This is a genomic window from Tunturibacter empetritectus, from assembly GCF_040358985.1.
GTDB lineage: Bacteria > Acidobacteriota > Terriglobia > Terriglobales > Acidobacteriaceae > Edaphobacter > Edaphobacter empetritectus.
In genome coordinates this window covers 4,820,060-4,837,889 of sequence record NZ_CP132932.1, presented here as the reverse complement: position 1 = coordinate 4,837,889, position 17,830 = coordinate 4,820,060, and the positions used below count along the sequence as shown (strand labels likewise).

Below are 17,830 nucleotides of genomic sequence, written 5' to 3'. Positions count from 1 at the left end.
CTCCTGCTATTGGACGAAGCAACGATCTCATAAGACTCTTTGGCGTCCGGCGGTTCATCAGCTATTCGCAAACGCGCGCCGTTAGGCTACAAGGTCCCCATAGTTGATGAGCTGCGGCGCATTTGGTCGCAAAGACCGCGCGGGAACCTCGGTGAGCAAAGCGTCTCGCTCCACGTCACGATGGGTGCGAAGCCGAGTGGTGACGAGATCGAGATCCCTATCGTTGTAACCGGGATGGCAGCAGAGTTCAAAGGTTCCATCAGCCGGCAGAGCAAGCAAAAGCTCATGCAGGGTAGGGGCGTCCAGATGGCCGGTCGCGGAGATCCCAATCGTTCCGTCGGTAGTTAGCACGCGAGAGTTACGAATCTGCGGCTGGCGTTCGAACCTGCTGTGAAGACTGCCAAGCAGCTTCACCTGGAGGCGTCGAATGCGGTTCCCGTGTCCAAGAGCAAGACTCCAGGGATCCTCGAACGGATTGCGAATCGCGCCAATGCCGCAGCGTTCTGCAACGCGCAGAAGAGGCCTCGTGACAGCTGGGAAAAGATGTGTGTGCTTATGCGTATCCAGATGAGTAACCTCGATGCCTGCGCCTCGTAGCTTCTCCACCTGCGCAAGCGCCTCCCGTTCCACCTCATCTTCGCTGATCTTGCCGCGTACCAGCGCCTGCACAAAATCGACAAGCGACGGACGAAACGTCGTGCCATCAGGACCCAGCAGCGTAGAGATGCTTTGCGCCGGCGAGACAGGGAGACCATCTGTGAGCGTGATGTGACAGCCGACACCAAGGGTAGGATTGGTGCGGGCAAGCGCCACAGCATCGTCGAACGCCGCCCCGGTCGCCATCAACGTGGCAGAGGTCAACGACCCAGCCTGGTGAAGCTCCATGACGGCGCGGTTAACCCCACGAGTGAGGCCGAAGTCGTCCGCATTGATAATGAGTCGGGCAGGCATAAGTACTTATCATAGTGAACGCCCAAGGATCAGCGCCTGAGCCGCCATCAACAGGCTCAGGCGCTGATCCTTACTGAACGTGCAGCGTAGCCTTCAGCGGAGTGTCGCTGGAGGACGGCCCCGCCGTAACTTTGTACTCGCCCGGAAGCAGCTGCCATCCGTTCTGATCCGTGTTGAAGACCGTAAGCGAGAGCGGATGCAGCGGCAACGTAACCTCCTTCGACTCGCCGGGAGCCAGCTTCACCCGCTGCCATGCTGCAAGCCGCTTGTAGTCCTCCTTCGCAGCTGCTGGCAGAGCGACGTAGACCTCGGCGATCTCGGTGCCCTCGTGTACTCCGGTGTTGCGAACCGTGAAGTGAACCGTGCGCTTGGCATCATCGACAGCCAGGCCAGAGTAAGCATAGGTGGTGTAAGACAAGCCGAAGCCAAACGGGAAGAGTGGCTGCTTGTTGGTTGCCTCAAACCATTTGTAACCGACCTTGGCGCCCTCCGAGTTGTAGTTCACGTCGAATGGTTTAACCGGATGCTCCTGGTTGGGGCCAGGTGGCACTCCCTCAAGACCCGGCACCACAGGATGCGGCAACTGTGCCTCATCTTTTGCAAACGTGACTGGCAGCTTGCCCGAAGGATTCACCTCGCCGAAGAGGATGTTGGCCAGAGCCTGCGCGCCGCCGATGCCGGGATACCACATCTCGACCACGCCCTTCACACGTTGAACCCACGGCATACTCACCGGTCCGCCATTTTCGATCACGACGATAGTGTTCGGATTCGCCGCTGCAACCGCCTCGACCAGCGCATCTTGATTGTCAGGCAGTGACAGAGTCACCGCATCCATTCCTTCCTGCATCGGCTGATTCACAAAAACGATAGCCACAGAAGAAGACTTAGCCAGCTTCACGGCCGCGGCAGTATCCAACCCATCCACGTACCGTACCGAAGCCTGAGGCGAGTGCGCCTGAATGTTCTTGAGCGGAGAAGAAGGGAAGTAGACATGCTCGGTCCAGCCGGAACCGCCCGCCTTCGGGTCCGCAGCATTGCCGCCCGGCGCATCCACCTGAGCCGAGCCGCCTCCCGAAAGAACACCCACATCCGCATGCGAACCGATAATCGCAATCGAGCTCGAAGCCGCCGCCTTCAGCGGAAGAATATGATCCGCGTTCTTCAACAGAACGATGCTCTCTTCAGCAATGTGCTGCGCGTCATCTCGCCCACGGAACGGATCGACGACTGTACGGACCGGCGGATCATCCACCACACCCGCTGCAAACATGCTGCGCAGAATGCGATGAACCATGTCGTCCAGTCGAGCCGCGGGGACCTGCCCGCCTTCAACCGCCTTCTTCAGAGGCGCATTGAAGTAGTTTTCGTCGCCTGGCATCTCCTGATCCATCCCGTTCAGCGCGGCCTTGACTGTACTATGGGTCGCGCCCCAATCCGAGACCACCCAGCCCTTGAACTTGAAGTCCTTCTTCAAAACTTCGTTGAGCAGATAGTCGTTCTCGCAGGTATGGTCGCCCTCATACAGGTTGTAAGAGCACATCACCGCCGACGGCTCCGCAATCCCAATCGACACCTCGAAGGCAAGCATGTCCGACTCGCGCAGAGCCTTTTTGTCGAGCAGCGCGTTGACCACAGTCCGCCCAGTCTCCTGATCATTCAGAGCATAGTGTTTGATGTCGCTCATCACATGCTGCGAGAAGACGCCCTTCTCGAGATTGCCCGTCATCGTCCCGGCAAGAATCGGATCTTCCCCTGCGTACTCGAAGTTGCGGCCATTGCGTGGCTCTCGCGTGATGTTCACACCGCCGCCGATTGTCATATTCGAGCCCCACGCACGAAGCTCACGGCCTATCACGGAGCCATATAGAAACGCCGACTCCGGATCCCAGCTTGAGGCGGCGCCAAGCGTCGAAGGCAGCAGCGTCGCATAACGAGACTGATACGCGGCCATGCGAGCCCCGACCGCGGAGTCCGCAAGATCGATCCCCGGAATCCCAAGCCGCTCGATCCCCTCCATATAACCTGCAGCGAAGTTCGACTTCGCCGGCACCGGATCACCCGCGCGCAGCACCCCCCAGCCAGTCCCGTGAACCATCTGCATCTTTTCATCAAGAGTCATCTGGCCTGCCACCAGATTGGCGCGCTCATCCGGAGAGAGGCTCTTGTTCATCCAAGGCCTGTTCGTGGTGGCGGGCGTGGTCTGGGAATTTGCCGCCATTGAACCAAACAACACCACAGTCATCGCTGCAAAGACCGACAAAACGCTGAACCGCTGAAAAAATAACATTCATGCTCCTTCAGGCTAGGTAGGACCGGTCCCACGAAGCAGACAATCGTTTGCTCACGGACCGTAAGTGAGTCTATACGAACTAAAACGATATAGTAAAAGGGTTTTCGCGCTTTCCGGATTAGCGCTTCTTTACTCGAAACAAACAGGGAGCTTCGCCTCTTTGATCCAATCCTGCAAGATTACTTCGCAAAGAGTTGTCTGATGTCAGCGAATGCTTTGAACTCGAGCGCATTTCCAGCGGGGTCAAGAAAGAACATCGTCGCCTGCTCGCCCACCTCGCCCTTGAACCGGATATAAGGCTCGATGACAAACGCAACCCCGGCACGACGGAGCCGCTCAGCAAGCATCTCCCACGTCTCCATAGGGAGCACCACACCAAAGTGAGGAACCGGAACGTCATGTCCGTCGACTGGGTTATGGTGTGTCCTGTCTTTTGACGAGCCGGGCTTCAGATGCGCGACGATCTGATGTCCAAAGAGATCGAAATCGATCCACTGAGACGAGCTGCGGCCCTCCGCACAGCCAAGGGTCGTTCCGTAAAAAGTACGCGCAGCGTTTAGGTCGTCGACGGGAAAGGCGATGTGAAAAGGTGTCAGCGGCAAAGTGGTCTCCTGCATCGATCATACGACTCGAGGAGACCACCAGCCGAGCGTGACTAGCCGCGATGGAACCCCTGGTCGTAGCCGCGAAGATAGGCTCTCCGAAAAGCATCGCGGTAAGGCTCATACGGCCCCAGCGCGGAGTCGTAGCCAGGAGTGCTGTGAAACTTCCGATCATGCTGCGGATGGTAGCCGAATCCGTTGTAGGCATCGCGTCCGCCGTCTTCCGTGCCCGAGCGGAATCCCACCTGATCGGCCCGCGCGATCAGCGGAGGAACACTGTTGTAGCCGGCAGGCGGTGGGGGCTGAGGCGGAGCGTAGTAAGCCGTGTGTGACGCGCATCCGGCCGTCAAAAGACAAGCGGCGGTGACAACAGGCAGAGCAAGATAAGAGAGTTTCATAGCGTCCTCACGATTCGGTTCGCGCGTGACCATCATTGGCGCACGCGTTCGAAGGAGTAAACGCAAGTCAGAGAAAAATGTTGCCCTCCCGAAGAGGGCACAACGTTGGTGCAATTTTATTCGTTATCGCTGGGAAGCCGCACAACAAACTCGGTATTGCCGGGCTCGGAGCTGAAGCGAATGACGCCGTGATACTGATCGACGATACGTTGCACGATTCCAAGACCGATGCCCGTTCCGACGCCGACAGGCTTGGTTGTATAAAAGGGATCGAAGATGTGTTCCTGGCTATCCAGTGGAATTCCCGCGCCGTTGTCGCTCACGCTGATGCACAGGTCGGTGTGAGGATTTTTAGGGTCAGCCTTCGAACTCTCTGCCCAGGTATGCACACTGATCCGTCCATGCTGCGGCACCGCGTCGATCGCATTGTCCAGCAGATTCGTCCAGATCTGATTCAGCCCCGTGCACTCGCTGTGCAGCGCAGGAAGGTCGGTGGCGAAGTTCTTCTCGAGCACAATCTCCTTCTCGCGCAGCTTGTGACCCAGGACGACCAGCGTCGCATGAATGCTGCCATTGATATCGATCGTCTGCTTCTGCCCTCTTCCTTCGTAGACATAAGACTTGACGGCATGTACCAGGTCGGTCACACGGCCAATACTCTCCTCGATGGTGCCCACCAGCTGCGTGCTCGAGACCAGCGCCTCCAGCCAACCCAGCGCTTCAGGCAGCATTGGCCCATTAAAATCGTTGCGGATGCGCTCCAACTCTGCTGGCGTCATCCCAATCGAAACCAGCGTCGGCGCCATCTTCCATGCGTTCTCGATGTTCGCAGACTCCATCCACTCGGCCAGAGCCTCCTCGGCGTCGCTCTGGTCCAGGGAGTTCATCATCAGAGGCTGCTTTGCTGTGAGAGCCTGCTTCTGCAAACCGAACATGCACCTCTTCTGCTCCGCCGATAGCTCACGCTCTGTGAACTTAAGCGAAAGCTCATGCATCCTCATCAGATTCTCACGCAGCTGCGACGCGGCGCGGCGGGCAGCAGAGCCCGGGTTGTTCAGCTCATGCATCAGGCCAGCAGCGAGCGTGCCCAGCGAGGCCAGGTTCTCCTGCCGGAGTGTGATGCTCTGTATCTTCTGAAGCCGAAAGGCCATGTTGCCCAGTATGGCCTTGCGAACCTGTGGGCAGCTGGTCATCAGCTCCCAGAATTGCTCCTCATCGAGCTCCAGCAGATCGCTCGGCACTAAAGCTTCTAGGCTCCCTGCATTTGGAATGCTGGTCAAAAGCGCCATCTCCCCAAACGCATCTCCGGTCTCCAGCTTGGCCATCGTGCTCTGGTCGCCCTCAGGAGTCGTTTGGAAGACGCGGAACTCCCCTCGGAGCAAAATACAGAAGGCGTGGGAGACCTCTCCCTGACGCGCGATAATCTGGCCCTTCTCAACGTGGGTGCGCTTCACTCCCTGAAGACAGTGCAGTTCGTCGTCTTTCAACGAGGACAGAATTGGCACCTTGCGAAGCTGCGCCAGCAGCTCCGAATCGATCGTTTCGATGACGTTGGGTTGGACGGTTTGGGTTTGTTCGCTCATCGGGTTATTGGTTAGGTTGCCTTTCAAAGCGTTGCCAGATATTGGTGGACGAACTGAATCGCGATCGAGCCTTCGCCAACAGCGGAAGCGCATCGTTTGACCGAGTTGAATCGTACATCGCCAGCGACAAAGATGCCGGGAACGCTTGTCTCCAGCAGATATGGATCACGTTCCAACTTCCACGATTTGGGCGCCTGCGCCTTCAGGTCGGGACCAGCGAGAATAAATCCCTTGCTGTCGCGGCAGAGCTCCGCTGGCATCCAGTCCGTCTTCGGCGCCGCGCCGATAAAGATAAACAGGGAGCTGGCCGGTCGAGCCTCTTCCCCGCGCGGTGTCTTGAGAGTCAGGCACTCCAGGTGAGTCTCTCCCCCCATCGCAATCACCTCGGTGCCGGTCTCGACCGTGATGTTCGGAGTCGCCTCAATCTGATCGATCAGATACTTCGACATGCTGCTCTCAAGCGACTTGCCGCGGACCAGCATGTGAACATGATCGGCGTAGCGGGAGAAATGCATAGCAGCTTGGCCAGCCGAGTTTGCTCCGCCCACGATATACACAGCCTCTTCCTTGCACGACATCGCCTCGGTCAGCGCCGCGCCATAGTAGACACCCGCTCCGCTCAGCTTGTCTGCCCCCGGCACATCCAGCTTGCAGTAGTCGACCCCCGTCGCCAGCAGGCACACATGGCAGGTCACCTCCTGCCCGTCGGCCATCGTCAGAATGCGGTACTGATTCTCCGCCCGGATGCAGTTGACCTTCTGCGTCAAAAACTCCGCCCCCAGCCGATTCGCCTGCAGGAAAGCTCGCTTGGCCAGCTCTTCGCCGCTGAGTCCCTCCGGAAAGCCTAGGTAGTTCTCGATCTTAGAGCTCGAACCTGCCTGCCCCCCCGGAGCCGCCGCCTCGATCACCAGCGTCCGCAGCCCCTCAGAGGCCCCATACACGCCCGCCGCAAGCCCCGCAGGCCCCGCGCCCACCACCACAACGTCGTAGAACTCCTGCTGTGCCTGTGTCCGAAGGCCGACCTTATTGGCCATCTCCGTCGAAGTCGGCTGCACGAGCGCTGTCCCGTCGCCAAACAGAATGACCGGCAGCTTGGTATCGTCGATACCCTTCTCCTTCAGCAGCGCCAGCGCATCCGGATTCGTCTCCGGGTTCAACCACTGGTAGGGAATGCGGTTGCGGGAGAGAAAGTCCCGCACCGCATGGTCCATGGCAGACCAGCGCACCCCCACCACCCGAATCCCCTCAAACGGAGGTCTGTACCCCTCCTTCCAGCTCCCCAGCAGATCGTCCAGCACCGGATAAAGCTTCTCCTCCGGCGGATCCCAGGGCTTATTCAGGTAGTAGTGAATCTTGGCCGAATTGATGGCCCGAATCGCCGCTTCCGTATCGGCATAGGCCGTCAGCAGAACGCGTTTCGCATTCGGATAGATGCATAGGGCCTGCTGAAGAAAATCAACCCCTGTCATTCCCGGCATACGTTGATCGGAGAGGAATAACGCGACCGTGTCTTTTCTTTCTTTGAGCTGGCGGCAGATATCCAGGGCAGCAGCGCCGGAGGCAGCACGGACGATGCGGTAGTCCTGGCCATAGTGCCGACGCAGATCCTGGACCACCGCTTCCAGAACGCTGGTGTCGTCATCGATAGCTAGCAAAATTGGCTTAGGCATATCCCTTTATACTGCCTTGATGAGGTTCGAGACACCCCACGTACAATTCGATTAGATCGAAGCCCACAAGTTTCAGAAAGTTAGGCCCCGGAACGACCCTGTTTCTGCCTCTAAAGTGCCATCGACAGCCCAAGTTGTCCGAATTGTAGACATTGCCTCCTCCTCGCTGCAATCCACCGATAAGGGAATAGCCAGAGGGATTGCGGGTCGTTTGCGCCCGGCAGGAGATCACCATACTTATGAACCGAATTATTCTCGCTGACGACCAGGCCATCTTCCGCGCAGGCGCAGCCAGAATGCTGTCGCTTGAAGAAGACATGCGCATCGTCGCCCAGTGTGAGGACGCGCCGAAGCTTTTCGCCGCAATTGACGGGCTGCGCGGCTCGATCGTCCTTCTCTCCTCCAGCCTGCGTGTCGAAGTGAAAGATCTGCTCGCCCGCACCCAGATAGCAGGCAGCCGCACGGTTCTGGTAGCCGAGAACTCGGAGCTTGTTCCCGAAGAGATCGCCACACTCTTCGATGGGATTCTCCATCGCAACGTCGCCGGCAGTGTGCTGGTCGACTGCATTCGTCGGGTCGCTCGCGGCCAGCGCTTCGTGCAGCGCGCCAACGTCACCACCATGCAAAGCTCCGACAGCGTCGGCGCCCGCGTCCGCGACCGGCTGACTCCGAAGGAGATGCAGATTGTTGCGCTGATCGTTCAGGGCTGCAAGAACAAAGACATCGCCCAGCAGCTAGGCACCAAAGAGCAGGTCATCAAAAACTACCTCCGCAGCATCTACGACAAGTCAGGCGTCTCCGACCGTCTCGAGCTGGCCCTCTTCACCATCCACCACCGTGTCCTCGCCGAAGCCGCAGCCAAGGCCGGTCACCTCATCCAGATGAAGTCTGCCTGACAGTCGCAGGATAATCATCAGAACAGCGTTAAGTTGCAGCAGTAAAGCTTTGCAAAGCCTAATTGCCTTTTTCTTGTCCTTCAATTCGTTTCTTGAACTCATCAATATCTAGGCGCGTTTGACTATATCTAGGCGCGTTTGACTATGAAACGGCGTGTCCTTAGATACAGACCAGAGTTCATTATTAGCTTGGTCGCGTACAGAGAAAACCACGGGGGTAGGTGATATGTCTATATCATTGCCTGGTGGGGTGGGTCTGCCATTGGTGTTTGCTGTGAACCGAAGGACCAAATCGGCGTCCTTTGGGTCCTTCAAGATTTTGAATCGCCCCCACTTACTTAATGCATCGTAGGCACGGTCTGTAATCTCTGAGTGGCCCGTTTGATTGTCAATGTACACGGTTTTTGCAGCTATCACGCTGGCCGGGAGCGGAGGACGTTTGTCCTTCGCATGAATCGGGGACACGACGAGAACGAGGGCAAGTGCTACTGTGCTTGCTGCTTTCATGCGATCACTCCTTAGAGAACTATGTTCCACAGATTTGTGCAGCACACTCACTGAAACCACATAGCAGGCGATATCCTTGGGGCCGTCATGACCAAGGCACAGATACCAAACTCGATTCCGTACACCGCGCTTCAGTGCGGTGTACGGGAGTAGTCGCGGTCTAACCGGCCGTGGCCTCGCCGGTCTTCTCACAGGTCCGAGGCCCCCGTCTTTACATCCCCATCTGATCTGCCTGCTTCTCCTCCGCCGCACTAGCATGCCCAATCTTCTCCGCAATGCTCTTAGCCTGCGTAAACAGCAGCAGATAGTCCGGCCCGCCAGCCTTCGAATCAGTCCCGCTCATATTGAACCCGCCAAACGGATGCGCCCCAACCATTGCGCCGGTGCACTTCCGGTTGAAGTACAGATTGCCAACGTGAAACTCCTCTCGCGCCCGGTCCAGCTTCTCTCGCGAAGCCGTGTAGATCGCACCCGTAAGCCCATACTCCGTGCTATTCGCAATCGCCAGCGCATCATCAAAGCTCTTCGACTTGATCACCGCCAGCACCGGCCCAAAGATCTCCTCGAGCGCAATCCGAGCCGTCGGAGCCACATCCGCAATCACCGTTGGCGCGATGTAGTACCCGCCCCCCGGCGTCTCGATAGCGTGGCCGCCATTCAGCACCGTGCCTTCCTTCTTGCCGATCTCAATGTAGTCCAGCGTCTTGCGGTACGACTTCTCGCTGATCACCGGCCCGGTATAGACGTTCTCCGCCGGATCACCCGTCTTGATCTTCGCCACCTTCTCCTGCAGCCGATCGCAGAACACGTCATAGATATCCGCCGCAACAATCGCCCGCGAACACGCCGAGCACTTCTGCCCATTGAACCCAAACGCACTCGCCACCACACCATCCACCGCAGCGTCCAGATCGCAGTCAGCTTCAACGATGATCGAGTCCTTCCCGCCCATCTCCAGAATCGTCCGCTTGATGAACACCTGCCCCGGCTGTGTCTTCGCCGCGCGTTCGTGAATCTCCAGCCCCACCGCCTTCGATCCCGTAAACGCAATAAACCGAGTCTGCGGATGCGCGACAACCTCGCTGCCAAACTCCGGCCCTTCGCCCGGACAAAGGTTCACAACCCCATCCGGCAGCCCAACCTCTTTCAGCAACTCAAAAAACTTCGCAGCAATCGTAGGAGCATCCACCGAAGGCTTCAAGATCACCGTATTTCCAGTCACAATCGAAGCTGCCGTCATCCCCGCCATGATCGCAAAGGGGAAGTTCCACGGCGGAATCACCGCACCCACACCCAGCGGAACATACCTCAGCTGATTGCGCTCACCAGGAAACTGAATCGGCGTCTTCGCCTCACTTAGCCGCAGCGCCTCGCGTCCATAGAACTCCAGAAAGTCGATCGTCTCGCCCACATCCGCGTCCGCCTCGCCCCAGTTCTTGCCCACCTCGAAGGTCAGCCACGCGCAGAACTCAAAGCTCCGCTCGCGAATCATCTCCGCCGCCCGAAACAGCAGCGCAGCCCGCTCGGCTACAGGCACCTTGCTCCAGCTCAAGAACGCCGTCTGCGCGGCCTTCATCGCGCCTTCCACATGCTCCGCAGCCGCTCGCTGATGAATCCCGATCACCTCCGCCGGCCGTGCCGGATTCTTCGAGACAATCTTCCCCTCAGTCTTCAAGCGCTTTCCGCCGATGACGATGTCATACTCGCGGCCAAGCTCGCTCTCGACGCGCGTCAGCGCCTCCTGCATCCTGCGCTTATTCTCAGCCGTCGAAAAGTCGACAAACGGTTCGTTGGAAAATGGTGTCTTCGGCAAAGTCGCCGGGGCGGAGTGGGTGAGATTCATAGTAGCCATAGCGCGTCAATTCTAGCGCGAGTCGTACTCCCTCGTCGCTCGTGAGATAGGGATAATCACAGTGCGTCTCCCATTGGATGCACTGCACAAAGAGTTCGATGGAACTGCCGACTTCGATGGAGCCGCTCAAACCCTCCTAAGCGCCCTCCGTAAGCTTCTCCGTCGCCTTTGACATCTGCGCCGTCCGCTCCAGCTTGTCCCAGTTGAACGGCTTGCCGTCGATCGCGCGCTTGACTGTCTTGAACAGCACAACCGAAAACAGCTGCCGATAGGTAAACCGCTGAATCCAGATATGGAACAGCAGCCAGCCATCGCCCTTGCTCGCCGGGTGCTTCCGCTCCAGCGCAAACGCCAGTGCCGAAGCCGCAAAATCGATCACCAGGAACGCCGCAAAGAAGGCCAGCAGCTTATAGAAGCTGTCCGTCGAGGCCGTCTCCGGATGGAAGTGTTTATCGATGATGTAGTGAAAGACTCCAACCAAAAACATCAAATCAATCAGCGGCGACACCAGCGGCAAAATGATCTGAAAGATCAGAATATTCGGTAGCGCAAACAACCCCATCGCCCGGTGCTTGCTGATCGCGCCCTTGTGTTTATAGATCGCCTGCAGGATCCCGAACGACCACCGGAACCGCTGCCGCGTCAACCCATCCGCATCCACCGGGGCTTCAGTAAACGCGAGCGCCTGGTCCTCATAAATAACGCAGTATCCCTGCTCCAGCAGGTTCATCGTCAGGTCGGCATCTTCGGCCACTGTGTTCGAGTGGTATCCTCCGCCAGCCTTCACTGGCGCCGTCCGCCACGCTCCAATCGCCCCCGGAACCACCATCACGACATCGAACAGATCGAGCGCGCGGCGCTCAAAGTTCTGGCTCGTGATGTACTCCAGCGCCTGCCACCGCGTCCAAAGGTTCACCCGGTTGCCGACCTTCGCATTGCCCGCCACCGCCCCGATCTTCGGATTCGCAAAGTGTGGCACCAGCCGTGTAATCGCATCGTGCGCAATCACGCCATCTGCATCAATGCCAACATAGATCTCTTCGTCGATCCGCTCAAGCGCATAGTTCAGCGCATCCGCCTTGCCCCCGTTCGGCTTGCTCATCACCGTCAGACGGCCCGAGGCGATATCCGCCGGATAAGCCTCACGCGCCACATCGAAAGTGTTGTCCTTCGACCCGTCGTCGATCACGATGATGCGAATGTTCTTGTAGGTCGACATCATCACCGAGCGAATCGTCCGAACGATCACCTTCTCTTCGTTGTACGCCGGAATCAACACCGCAACCCTCGGCTGATACTCCGGAGTCGCAAAGTTCTTCCTCTTGCGGAAGCGGTCGATAATCGCGAACACACCGATGATGATCAACCTCGCACTCATCAGAATGTCTCCGACGAAGAACACCCCCACAACAAAATAATGGAAGAAACTGTAGAAGAAAAACGTAAGCGAATCAGCGCGAGCCTGCCAGCGCTGGCGAGGCGTCAGCTCCGGCATCACCTCGGCGCGCGTCTTGCCCACCAGCTTTGACACCGGAACAATCTCATACCCCTTGGCCTTCAACGCTTCGATCAGCACCGGCAGCGCCGCAATCGTTGCCGACCGGTCGCCCCCTCCGTCGTGCAGCAGAATCACCGAGCCGCGATTCCAAGGCTTCGCCTTCATATCCTCGATCTGCTCGAAGACGCTGTCGGTAATCTCCTGCGGAGACTTGCGCGGATGTTCATCCCAGTCATTCGTGTCGATCTTGTTGCCGACGATCACATAACCCAGCCCCTGAATCTTCTCCACCGGCGCAGCCTGATCGTTCGTATCCGGCTCCTGGTCGATCGAGTAAGGCGGCCTGAAGTAAAGCGGCTGCACTCCAAGCTTCGACGCGAACAACCGCTCCGTCAGGTTCAACTCCAGGTCCACCTGCCGGTTCGAGATTTCGCTGATATCCGGGTGCGACCACGTGTGATTGCCGATCTCGTGGCCCTCGCGAAACACCCGCTGCATCACGCCAACGTAGTCTTCGGCCACCTCGCCAATCATGAAAAACGTGCCCTTCACGTTGTACTTCTTCAGTATGTCCAGAATCTTCGGCGTCCACTCCGGATCGGGACCGTCGTCAAAACTCAGCGCAACTTTTTTGTCGTTGTAGCCGTACTGCTCCACTGTGTAAGAGAGCGGATAAGACGACATCGACTCCTGCGTCACCATCCGGTACTCCAGCGGCACCGAGTCGTCGTCGTCCAGCGTCACCACGCGGCTGCCGGTCTGCGGCTTGCGCGTCACGCGCAGAATATCGCCCTGGCCCTCGGTGTCGACGTCGTACCCAGGCTCAACTTGCGCCAGATCCTTCACCGGGTCCGCATGCTGCGGATGATCCCAGATCTTCCACATCGAGTTATCTTCCGAGCCCAGCCGCCACAGCGCATAGGTCTGGATGCCCAGCTCGCGCGCCGCCCGCATCTGGTTCAAGATCGTGACCGAGTCGAGAAACCAGACCTGATGACGTACCTGCGCATCCTCGTCGTCGTACGCAAAGTGCACGTTCATCGAGTCATCGTCGAGGTCAATCTGCGAATCGGAGTCCGACGCCGCCTGCCACGCGTCCTGCGTCGAAAGATCATGCGCCGCGAGGATCTTCTCAGGAGTCACAGGAGCCGCCGGCTTCTTCACGCGCGGCCTCCTGACTCCCGGCTTCAATTCAGGCTCAGTCGCAGGCAGCGCCGTCGTCCAGTCATACCCATAGCTACCCAGCGCACAGATGATCTTTTCTTTGGGAACAGTCTTAAGTACGTTCTTCAGGTTGTCGACGAACCAATCCTGCGAAGCGATCGGCCCCGGCCCGCTGTCGGTCTGGTGCTCGTCGTAGTTCATCAGCAACAAACCATCCGAGTGGTCCGCCATGAACTTCAGATCCCAGTCATCATCGCCCACTGGCGTATTCACATACAGCCGCAGATTACGCGGATGAAAGTCGTCGTACAACGCCGCAATCAAAGCCCTGAAGCCCGGCTGCGCAGTTGTAGGAATCTCTTCGAAGTCCAGCGAAAGCCCGCGGTAGCTGGGGTTTCCCGCCAGAAAGTTGTGAATCTGTTGAACAAAGGCCGCCCGCGCCGTGTCGCTGGAAAGAAATCCTCCAACCTCCGGCGCCCAAATCTGTCGCCTTGGATCGTAGTTATTCACCAGCGGAAAGATGTCGAGGTTTACGTGGTTGGCAGCAACCGTTCGCGCCACCTTGCCCTCGCGATCCACCTGGTGCACTCCAGCCCGGTCCACAATGTCGTACGCGCGATTATCCTGCGTGTAGGACACCACCTCACCGTTCGTGCCCACCACATGCAGCCACTCCGGAAACAGCAGGTCCACCTGTGCAATGTGCTGCTTCAGCGAAGAGTAGCTCGCTGGATCATCCTCCACGTAGTACGCCGCTCGCAAACCTTCACCCGAGTTCAACGGAACGTCTCCCGGCTTCACGTCCGTCTTTCGGTGAGCCGACCGATGCAGCTTCTGTCCCGGCTTCAACTGCGGAGTCGTCTGGTTCGCCAGCGCCCTGTAGTTCCGCTTCTGTGCCCGCAAAAACAGCTCCGGCAACGGCTTCATTCGCAACAGCCCAATGACGAAGATGGTCCCCAGCAAGAGTCCCAGCAGGGCGAGTACGTCAAAGATTCGGCGCAGCCGCTTCCAGCGCTTGCGTTGTGGATCGTAGAAGACTTGTCTATTCATTGAGGAGTACTGGCGACTCTGCGCATGCGGCTATGTCCCATCGTATGCAGGCGAAACCCCCGAGTCAACGCAGCCGGCGAGAACCGTGGCCCCGCAGCAGTATGATGCAAAAGACATGACCAAAGAAAGGCTGAAGACGTTTCTCTGGGCGGTGCTCCCGCTCGCAGCAGGGCTCGCCTTGCGCCTTTGGTATGTGCTGCATGCAGGCCGCATCGAAGGCGACACGCTCATCTACGGAAGCATCGCAAAAAACTGGCTGAGATACGGCATCTATGGATTCACCTTCGGCTCAGACATGCCGAGGCCCACGCTGATCCGCCTCCCCGGCTACCCACTCTTTCTCGCGGCGTGCTTTCGTCTCTTCGGCTTTGACCGCTACGTCCCCATCATGTATCTGCAGTGCGCCATCGACCTCGGCACCTGTCTCCTGATCGCCGCACTCTCAGGCCGGCTCTTCGGCCGCCGCTCCGCCACAGCCGCTCTATGGCTCGCCGCCCTCTGCCCCTTCACCGCCATCTACTGCGCCGCTCCGCTCACCGAGACTCTCACCCTCTTCACCATCGCCCTCACCTTTTACAGCCTCGAGCGTTGGCAATGCGCCAGCGCACCGTTCAACCGCTGGCTCCTCGCGATCACCACCGCCATGGCCTACTCCGTTCTGTTGCGTCCCGAGCAGGGCCTCCTCCCCGCCACAGTCGTCCCCGCGATGTCTTGGATGGTCTGGCAAAAGTCCGTCTGGCAAAAATCCGCACGCCGGCGCTCTCTCCGCTGCTTCAGACCTGTCGCAATCGCAGCTCTCTGCGTCGTCCTGCCCCTCGCACCCTGGGCCATCAGAAACTGGCGTACCTTCCACGTCATCCAGCCGCTCGCCCCCCGCAGCGCAACTGACCCCGGCGAGACTGTCCCCACAGGCTTTCAGCGCTGGTATCGCACCTGGGCCATCGACTTCTCCTCCACCGAACAGGTCTACTGGAACTACGACAGCACCGACCTCAACATCAAAGACCTCCCCACCCGAGCCTTCGACTCCGACGACTCCAAGGACTCCATAGACTCAGAAGACCAGTACGAGCTCACCGCCGCCATCCTCTCAGACTACAACCAGAACACCAACGCCACGCCCGAACTCGATCGGCGCTTCGAGGCTCTCGCCCAACAGCGCATTCACGCCCACCCTCTGCGCTACTACGTCGCTCTCCCCCTGGCTCGCCTTACCAACATGCTCTTCCGCCCCCGCCCCGAGATGATGCAGATCGGCCTCGACTGGTGGAACTTCCACGAGTACCGCGGCAAGACCCTCCTCGCCTACGCCTCCGCAGCCCTGAACCTCGCGTACTTCCTCCTTGCAGCCATCGGCCTCTGGCTCTGGCGAAGTCGAGGCACCAGACCGCACACCGCACTGTTCTCGGCCATGCTCGGCTTCGTCGTTCTCCGTTGCGCCCTGCTCCTCACCCTCGACAACTCCGAGCCCCGCTACACCCTCGAGCTCTTCCCCCTGCTCATCGTCTGGGCAAGCTGCGTCTTTGCTCCGTCTTCTGGTGAATAGAAATGCACCCTTGCGCGGGCGGCGGCCGCTTCGTGACGTGTGTACCCCTTCGGTTGGCGCTCCCGTTGGTCGCGATCGAAAATCTTCCGCCGACCATCGGGAGGCCCAGGGCGAAGCCGGTATACGCCCCACGAAGTGGGCAGCTACACTAGCTCCCATGCTGCAGCCCTATCGCGACCGCTTCAACGCGCAGTTCACCACAGCCAAATACGAAGACCTCCTCGCCCGCCTCAATCGCCGCACCCGAACCACCGTCGACTTCCGCGTCGCCGAAACCCCCTGCTTCTTCCCCAACTCCCTCATGCAGGAGCTCGCTCAGACCGGCGCTCAGCTCACCCATCAGCTCCTCGACAACCCCGCCTACCTGCAGGCCTCCGAGCAGTGCGTTCCCGCGCAGTACCGCATGCCCAACGAAAATCACCATCCCAACTTCATGACCGTAGACTTCGGCCTGACGCGCAACCTCGACGGCACCCTCAGCCCAAAGCTCGTCGAACTCCAGGCCTTCCCCTCCATCTTTGGCTATCAGGACATCCTCGCCCCTCAGTACATCAAAACTTACAACCTCGACCCTGCGCTCACCTGGCACCTCGGCGGCCTTAACGAGCAAACCTACTGGCAGCTCCTCTCGAAGGTCATCCTCAACAATCACGCACCCGAGAACGTCATCCTCCTCGAGATCGACCCCGCCCACCAGAAGACCCTCCCCGACTTCAACATCTACGAGGACAAGCTCGGCATCGCCACCGTCGACATCACTACCCTCATCAAACGTGGCAACCGCCTCTTCTACCATCGCAACGGCCGCGAGATCCCCATCCACCGCATCTATAACCGAGCCATCGTCGACGAGCTGGAGCGCAAACAAATCCATCTCCCCTTCGACTACCGCGACGACCTACAGGTCGAGTGGGCCGGCCATCCCAACTGGTACTTCCGCATCAGCAAGTTCTCGCTCCCCTATCTCCACCATCCCTCCGTCCCCAAAGCCGCTTTTCTAAATAACTGGTACGCCGAGCGCAACCGCGAAGGCCTTCCAGAAGACCGCAACCAGCTCCTCCTCAAGCCCCTCTACTCCTTTGCAGGGAAGGGAATTCAGTTCGCCCCCACCGACGACGACCTCAACGCAATCCCCCCGGACCAACGCCACCTTTACCTCCTCCAGCAGCGCGTAGCCTTCGAGCCCGTCATCGACACCCCGCACGGCCCCACCCAGGCCGAGATCCGCATCATGTACCTCTGGCCCGACGGCGAAACCCTCCAACCCGCCATCGCCCTGGTCCGTCTCGGACGTGGTCTTATGATGGGCGTCGACCACAATCGCGACCGGTTATGGGTCGGTGGCTCTGCCGCTCTGTGCCCGCCAGAATAACCTTCTATTCATAAAAAAGCTGGCGCTTAAGAAAAGGTGGGGTAAACTCCACAGTGTCAGTCATTGGCGGGGTTCTGAAACTATGTCCTATCTGCAATCCAGGTCCGGAGGAGGTCGAGTGGCTCAATGGCAGATGCCAAATGGGGAAAATCCAGTTCGTACCGCAGTACGTTTCCCTATGAGACTCCCCATAAGGGTGCTGACGGAGAACGGTGAACTGGAAGCCATGACCGAAAACATCTCGGCCAACGGTCTGCTCTTTGTCAGTGATCAGTTGCCGCGGGTGGATAGCAGAATCGAGTTCACGATCGCAATGCCGGCAGAGGTCATGGGCGCCGCAAACGATGTCACCATACACTGCATTGGCCGCGTCGTTCGCCACTATCTGCAAAGTGGAACAAAAAAAGCCGCTGCTGTGATCGACGAATATTCTCTAAAGGCTTGATCT

At 58.7% G+C, this 17,830-nt stretch carries 12 protein-coding genes; 4 read left to right on the top strand and 8 right to left on the bottom strand.

Going from position 1 to position 17,830, the window contains the following annotated elements:
- Positions 1-81: 81 nt before the first annotated feature.
- The 6 genes from RBB75_RS20160 to RBB75_RS20135 all read right to left on the bottom strand — a co-directional run bounded on the left by RBB75_RS20160 (position 82) and on the right by RBB75_RS20135 (position 7,497).
- Positions 82-951: a ChbG/HpnK family deacetylase gene (locus RBB75_RS20160; RefSeq protein WP_353069110.1), complete on the bottom strand. Its 870-nt coding sequence runs from the start codon at positions 949-951 to the stop codon at positions 82-84.
- Between the two features lie 70 nt (positions 952-1,021).
- Positions 1,022-3,124 (bottom strand): beta-glucosidase family protein, encoded by a 2,103-nt coding sequence (locus tag RBB75_RS20155; protein ID WP_353069109.1) that lies wholly within the window; start codon positions 3,122-3,124, stop codon positions 1,022-1,024.
- Positions 3,125-3,423: 299 nt separating this feature from the next.
- Entirely contained in the window at positions 3,424-3,846 is a 423-nt protein-coding gene (locus tag RBB75_RS20150) for a VOC family protein (protein WP_353069108.1), read from the bottom strand.
- 53 nt (positions 3,847-3,899) lie between these two features.
- Positions 3,900-4,244, bottom strand: a complete 345-nt coding sequence (locus RBB75_RS20145) for a hypothetical protein (RefSeq protein WP_353069107.1) — start codon at positions 4,242-4,244, stop codon at positions 3,900-3,902.
- 116 nt (positions 4,245-4,360) lie between these two features.
- Entirely contained in the window at positions 4,361-5,827 is a 1,467-nt protein-coding gene (locus RBB75_RS20140) for a sensor histidine kinase (protein ID WP_353069106.1), read from the bottom strand.
- 23 nt (positions 5,828-5,850) lie between these two features.
- Complete coding sequence (locus RBB75_RS20135; RefSeq protein ID WP_353069105.1) at positions 5,851-7,497, bottom strand: FAD-dependent oxidoreductase; 1,647 nt, start codon at positions 7,495-7,497, stop codon at positions 5,851-5,853.
- 239 nt (positions 7,498-7,736) lie between these two features.
- Between RBB75_RS20135 and RBB75_RS20130 the strand changes: the two genes are divergently transcribed.
- The gene (locus RBB75_RS20130; protein ID WP_353069104.1) at positions 7,737-8,393 is read left to right on the top strand and encodes a response regulator transcription factor; all 657 of its coding nucleotides are present in this window, start codon (positions 7,737-7,739) and stop codon (positions 8,391-8,393) included.
- Positions 8,394-9,111: 718 nt separating this feature from the next.
- Here RBB75_RS20130 and pruA read toward each other — a convergent pair.
- Together pruA and RBB75_RS20120 are read right to left on the bottom strand one after the other, a co-directional pair.
- Complete coding sequence (gene pruA / locus RBB75_RS20125) at positions 9,112-10,752, bottom strand: L-glutamate gamma-semialdehyde dehydrogenase (RefSeq protein WP_179638387.1); 1,641 nt, start codon at positions 10,750-10,752, stop codon at positions 9,112-9,114.
- A gap of 136 nt (positions 10,753-10,888) precedes the next feature.
- Positions 10,889-14,464 carry a polysaccharide deacetylase family protein gene (locus RBB75_RS20120; RefSeq protein ID WP_179638386.1) on the bottom strand — a complete coding sequence of 1,192 codons (3,576 nt, stop codon included), beginning with the start codon at positions 14,462-14,464 and terminating at the stop codon, positions 10,889-10,891.
- Positions 14,465-14,579: 115 nt separating this feature from the next.
- Here RBB75_RS20120 and RBB75_RS20115 point away from each other — a divergent pair, with 115 nt between their 5' ends.
- From RBB75_RS20115 to RBB75_RS20105, 3 genes are all read left to right on the top strand, one after another.
- Complete coding sequence (locus tag RBB75_RS20115; RefSeq protein WP_179638385.1) at positions 14,580-16,010, top strand: ArnT family glycosyltransferase; 1,431 nt, start codon at positions 14,580-14,582, stop codon at positions 16,008-16,010.
- 157 nt (positions 16,011-16,167) lie between these two features.
- The gene (locus RBB75_RS20110) at positions 16,168-17,382 is read left to right on the top strand and encodes a hypothetical protein (protein ID WP_179638384.1); all 1,215 of its coding nucleotides are present in this window, start codon (positions 16,168-16,170) and stop codon (positions 17,380-17,382) included.
- Positions 17,383-17,500: 118 nt separating this feature from the next.
- Positions 17,501-17,827, top strand: coding sequence for a PilZ domain-containing protein (locus RBB75_RS20105; RefSeq protein ID WP_353069102.1), 327 nt, complete (start codon positions 17,501-17,503; stop codon positions 17,825-17,827).
- Positions 17,828-17,830 lie beyond the last annotated feature (3 nt).

What these genes read in the sequence shown, in the direction of transcription:
- RBB75_RS20140 (WP_353069106.1), bottom strand. Translation starts at nt 5,827, where the DNA reads ATGAGCGAACAAACCCAAACCGTCCAACCCAACGTCATCGAAACGATC.
- RBB75_RS20160 (WP_353069110.1), bottom strand. Translation starts at nt 951, where the DNA reads ATGCCTGCCCGACTCATTATCAATGCGGACGACTTCGGCCTCACTCGT.
- RBB75_RS20130 (WP_353069104.1), top strand. Translation starts at nt 7,737, where the DNA reads ATGAACCGAATTATTCTCGCTGACGACCAGGCCATCTTCCGCGCAGGC.
- RBB75_RS20145 (WP_353069107.1), bottom strand. Translation starts at nt 4,244, where the DNA reads ATGAAACTCTCTTATCTTGCTCTGCCTGTTGTCACCGCCGCTTGTCTT.
- pruA (WP_179638387.1), bottom strand. Translation starts at nt 10,752, where the DNA reads ATGGCTACTATGAATCTCACCCACTCCGCCCCGGCGACTTTGCCGAAG.
- RBB75_RS20120 (WP_179638386.1), bottom strand. Translation starts at nt 14,464, where the DNA reads ATGAATAGACAAGTCTTCTACGATCCACAACGCAAGCGCTGGAAGCGG.
- RBB75_RS20155 (WP_353069109.1), bottom strand. Translation starts at nt 3,124, where the DNA reads ATGAACAAGAGCCTCTCTCCGGATGAGCGCGCCAATCTGGTGGCAGGC.
- RBB75_RS20110 (WP_179638384.1), top strand. Translation starts at nt 16,168, where the DNA reads ATGCTGCAGCCCTATCGCGACCGCTTCAACGCGCAGTTCACCACAGCC.
- RBB75_RS20115 (WP_179638385.1), top strand. Translation starts at nt 14,580, where the DNA reads ATGACCAAAGAAAGGCTGAAGACGTTTCTCTGGGCGGTGCTCCCGCTC.
- RBB75_RS20135 (WP_353069105.1), bottom strand. Translation starts at nt 7,497, where the DNA reads ATGCCTAAGCCAATTTTGCTAGCTATCGATGACGACACCAGCGTTCTG.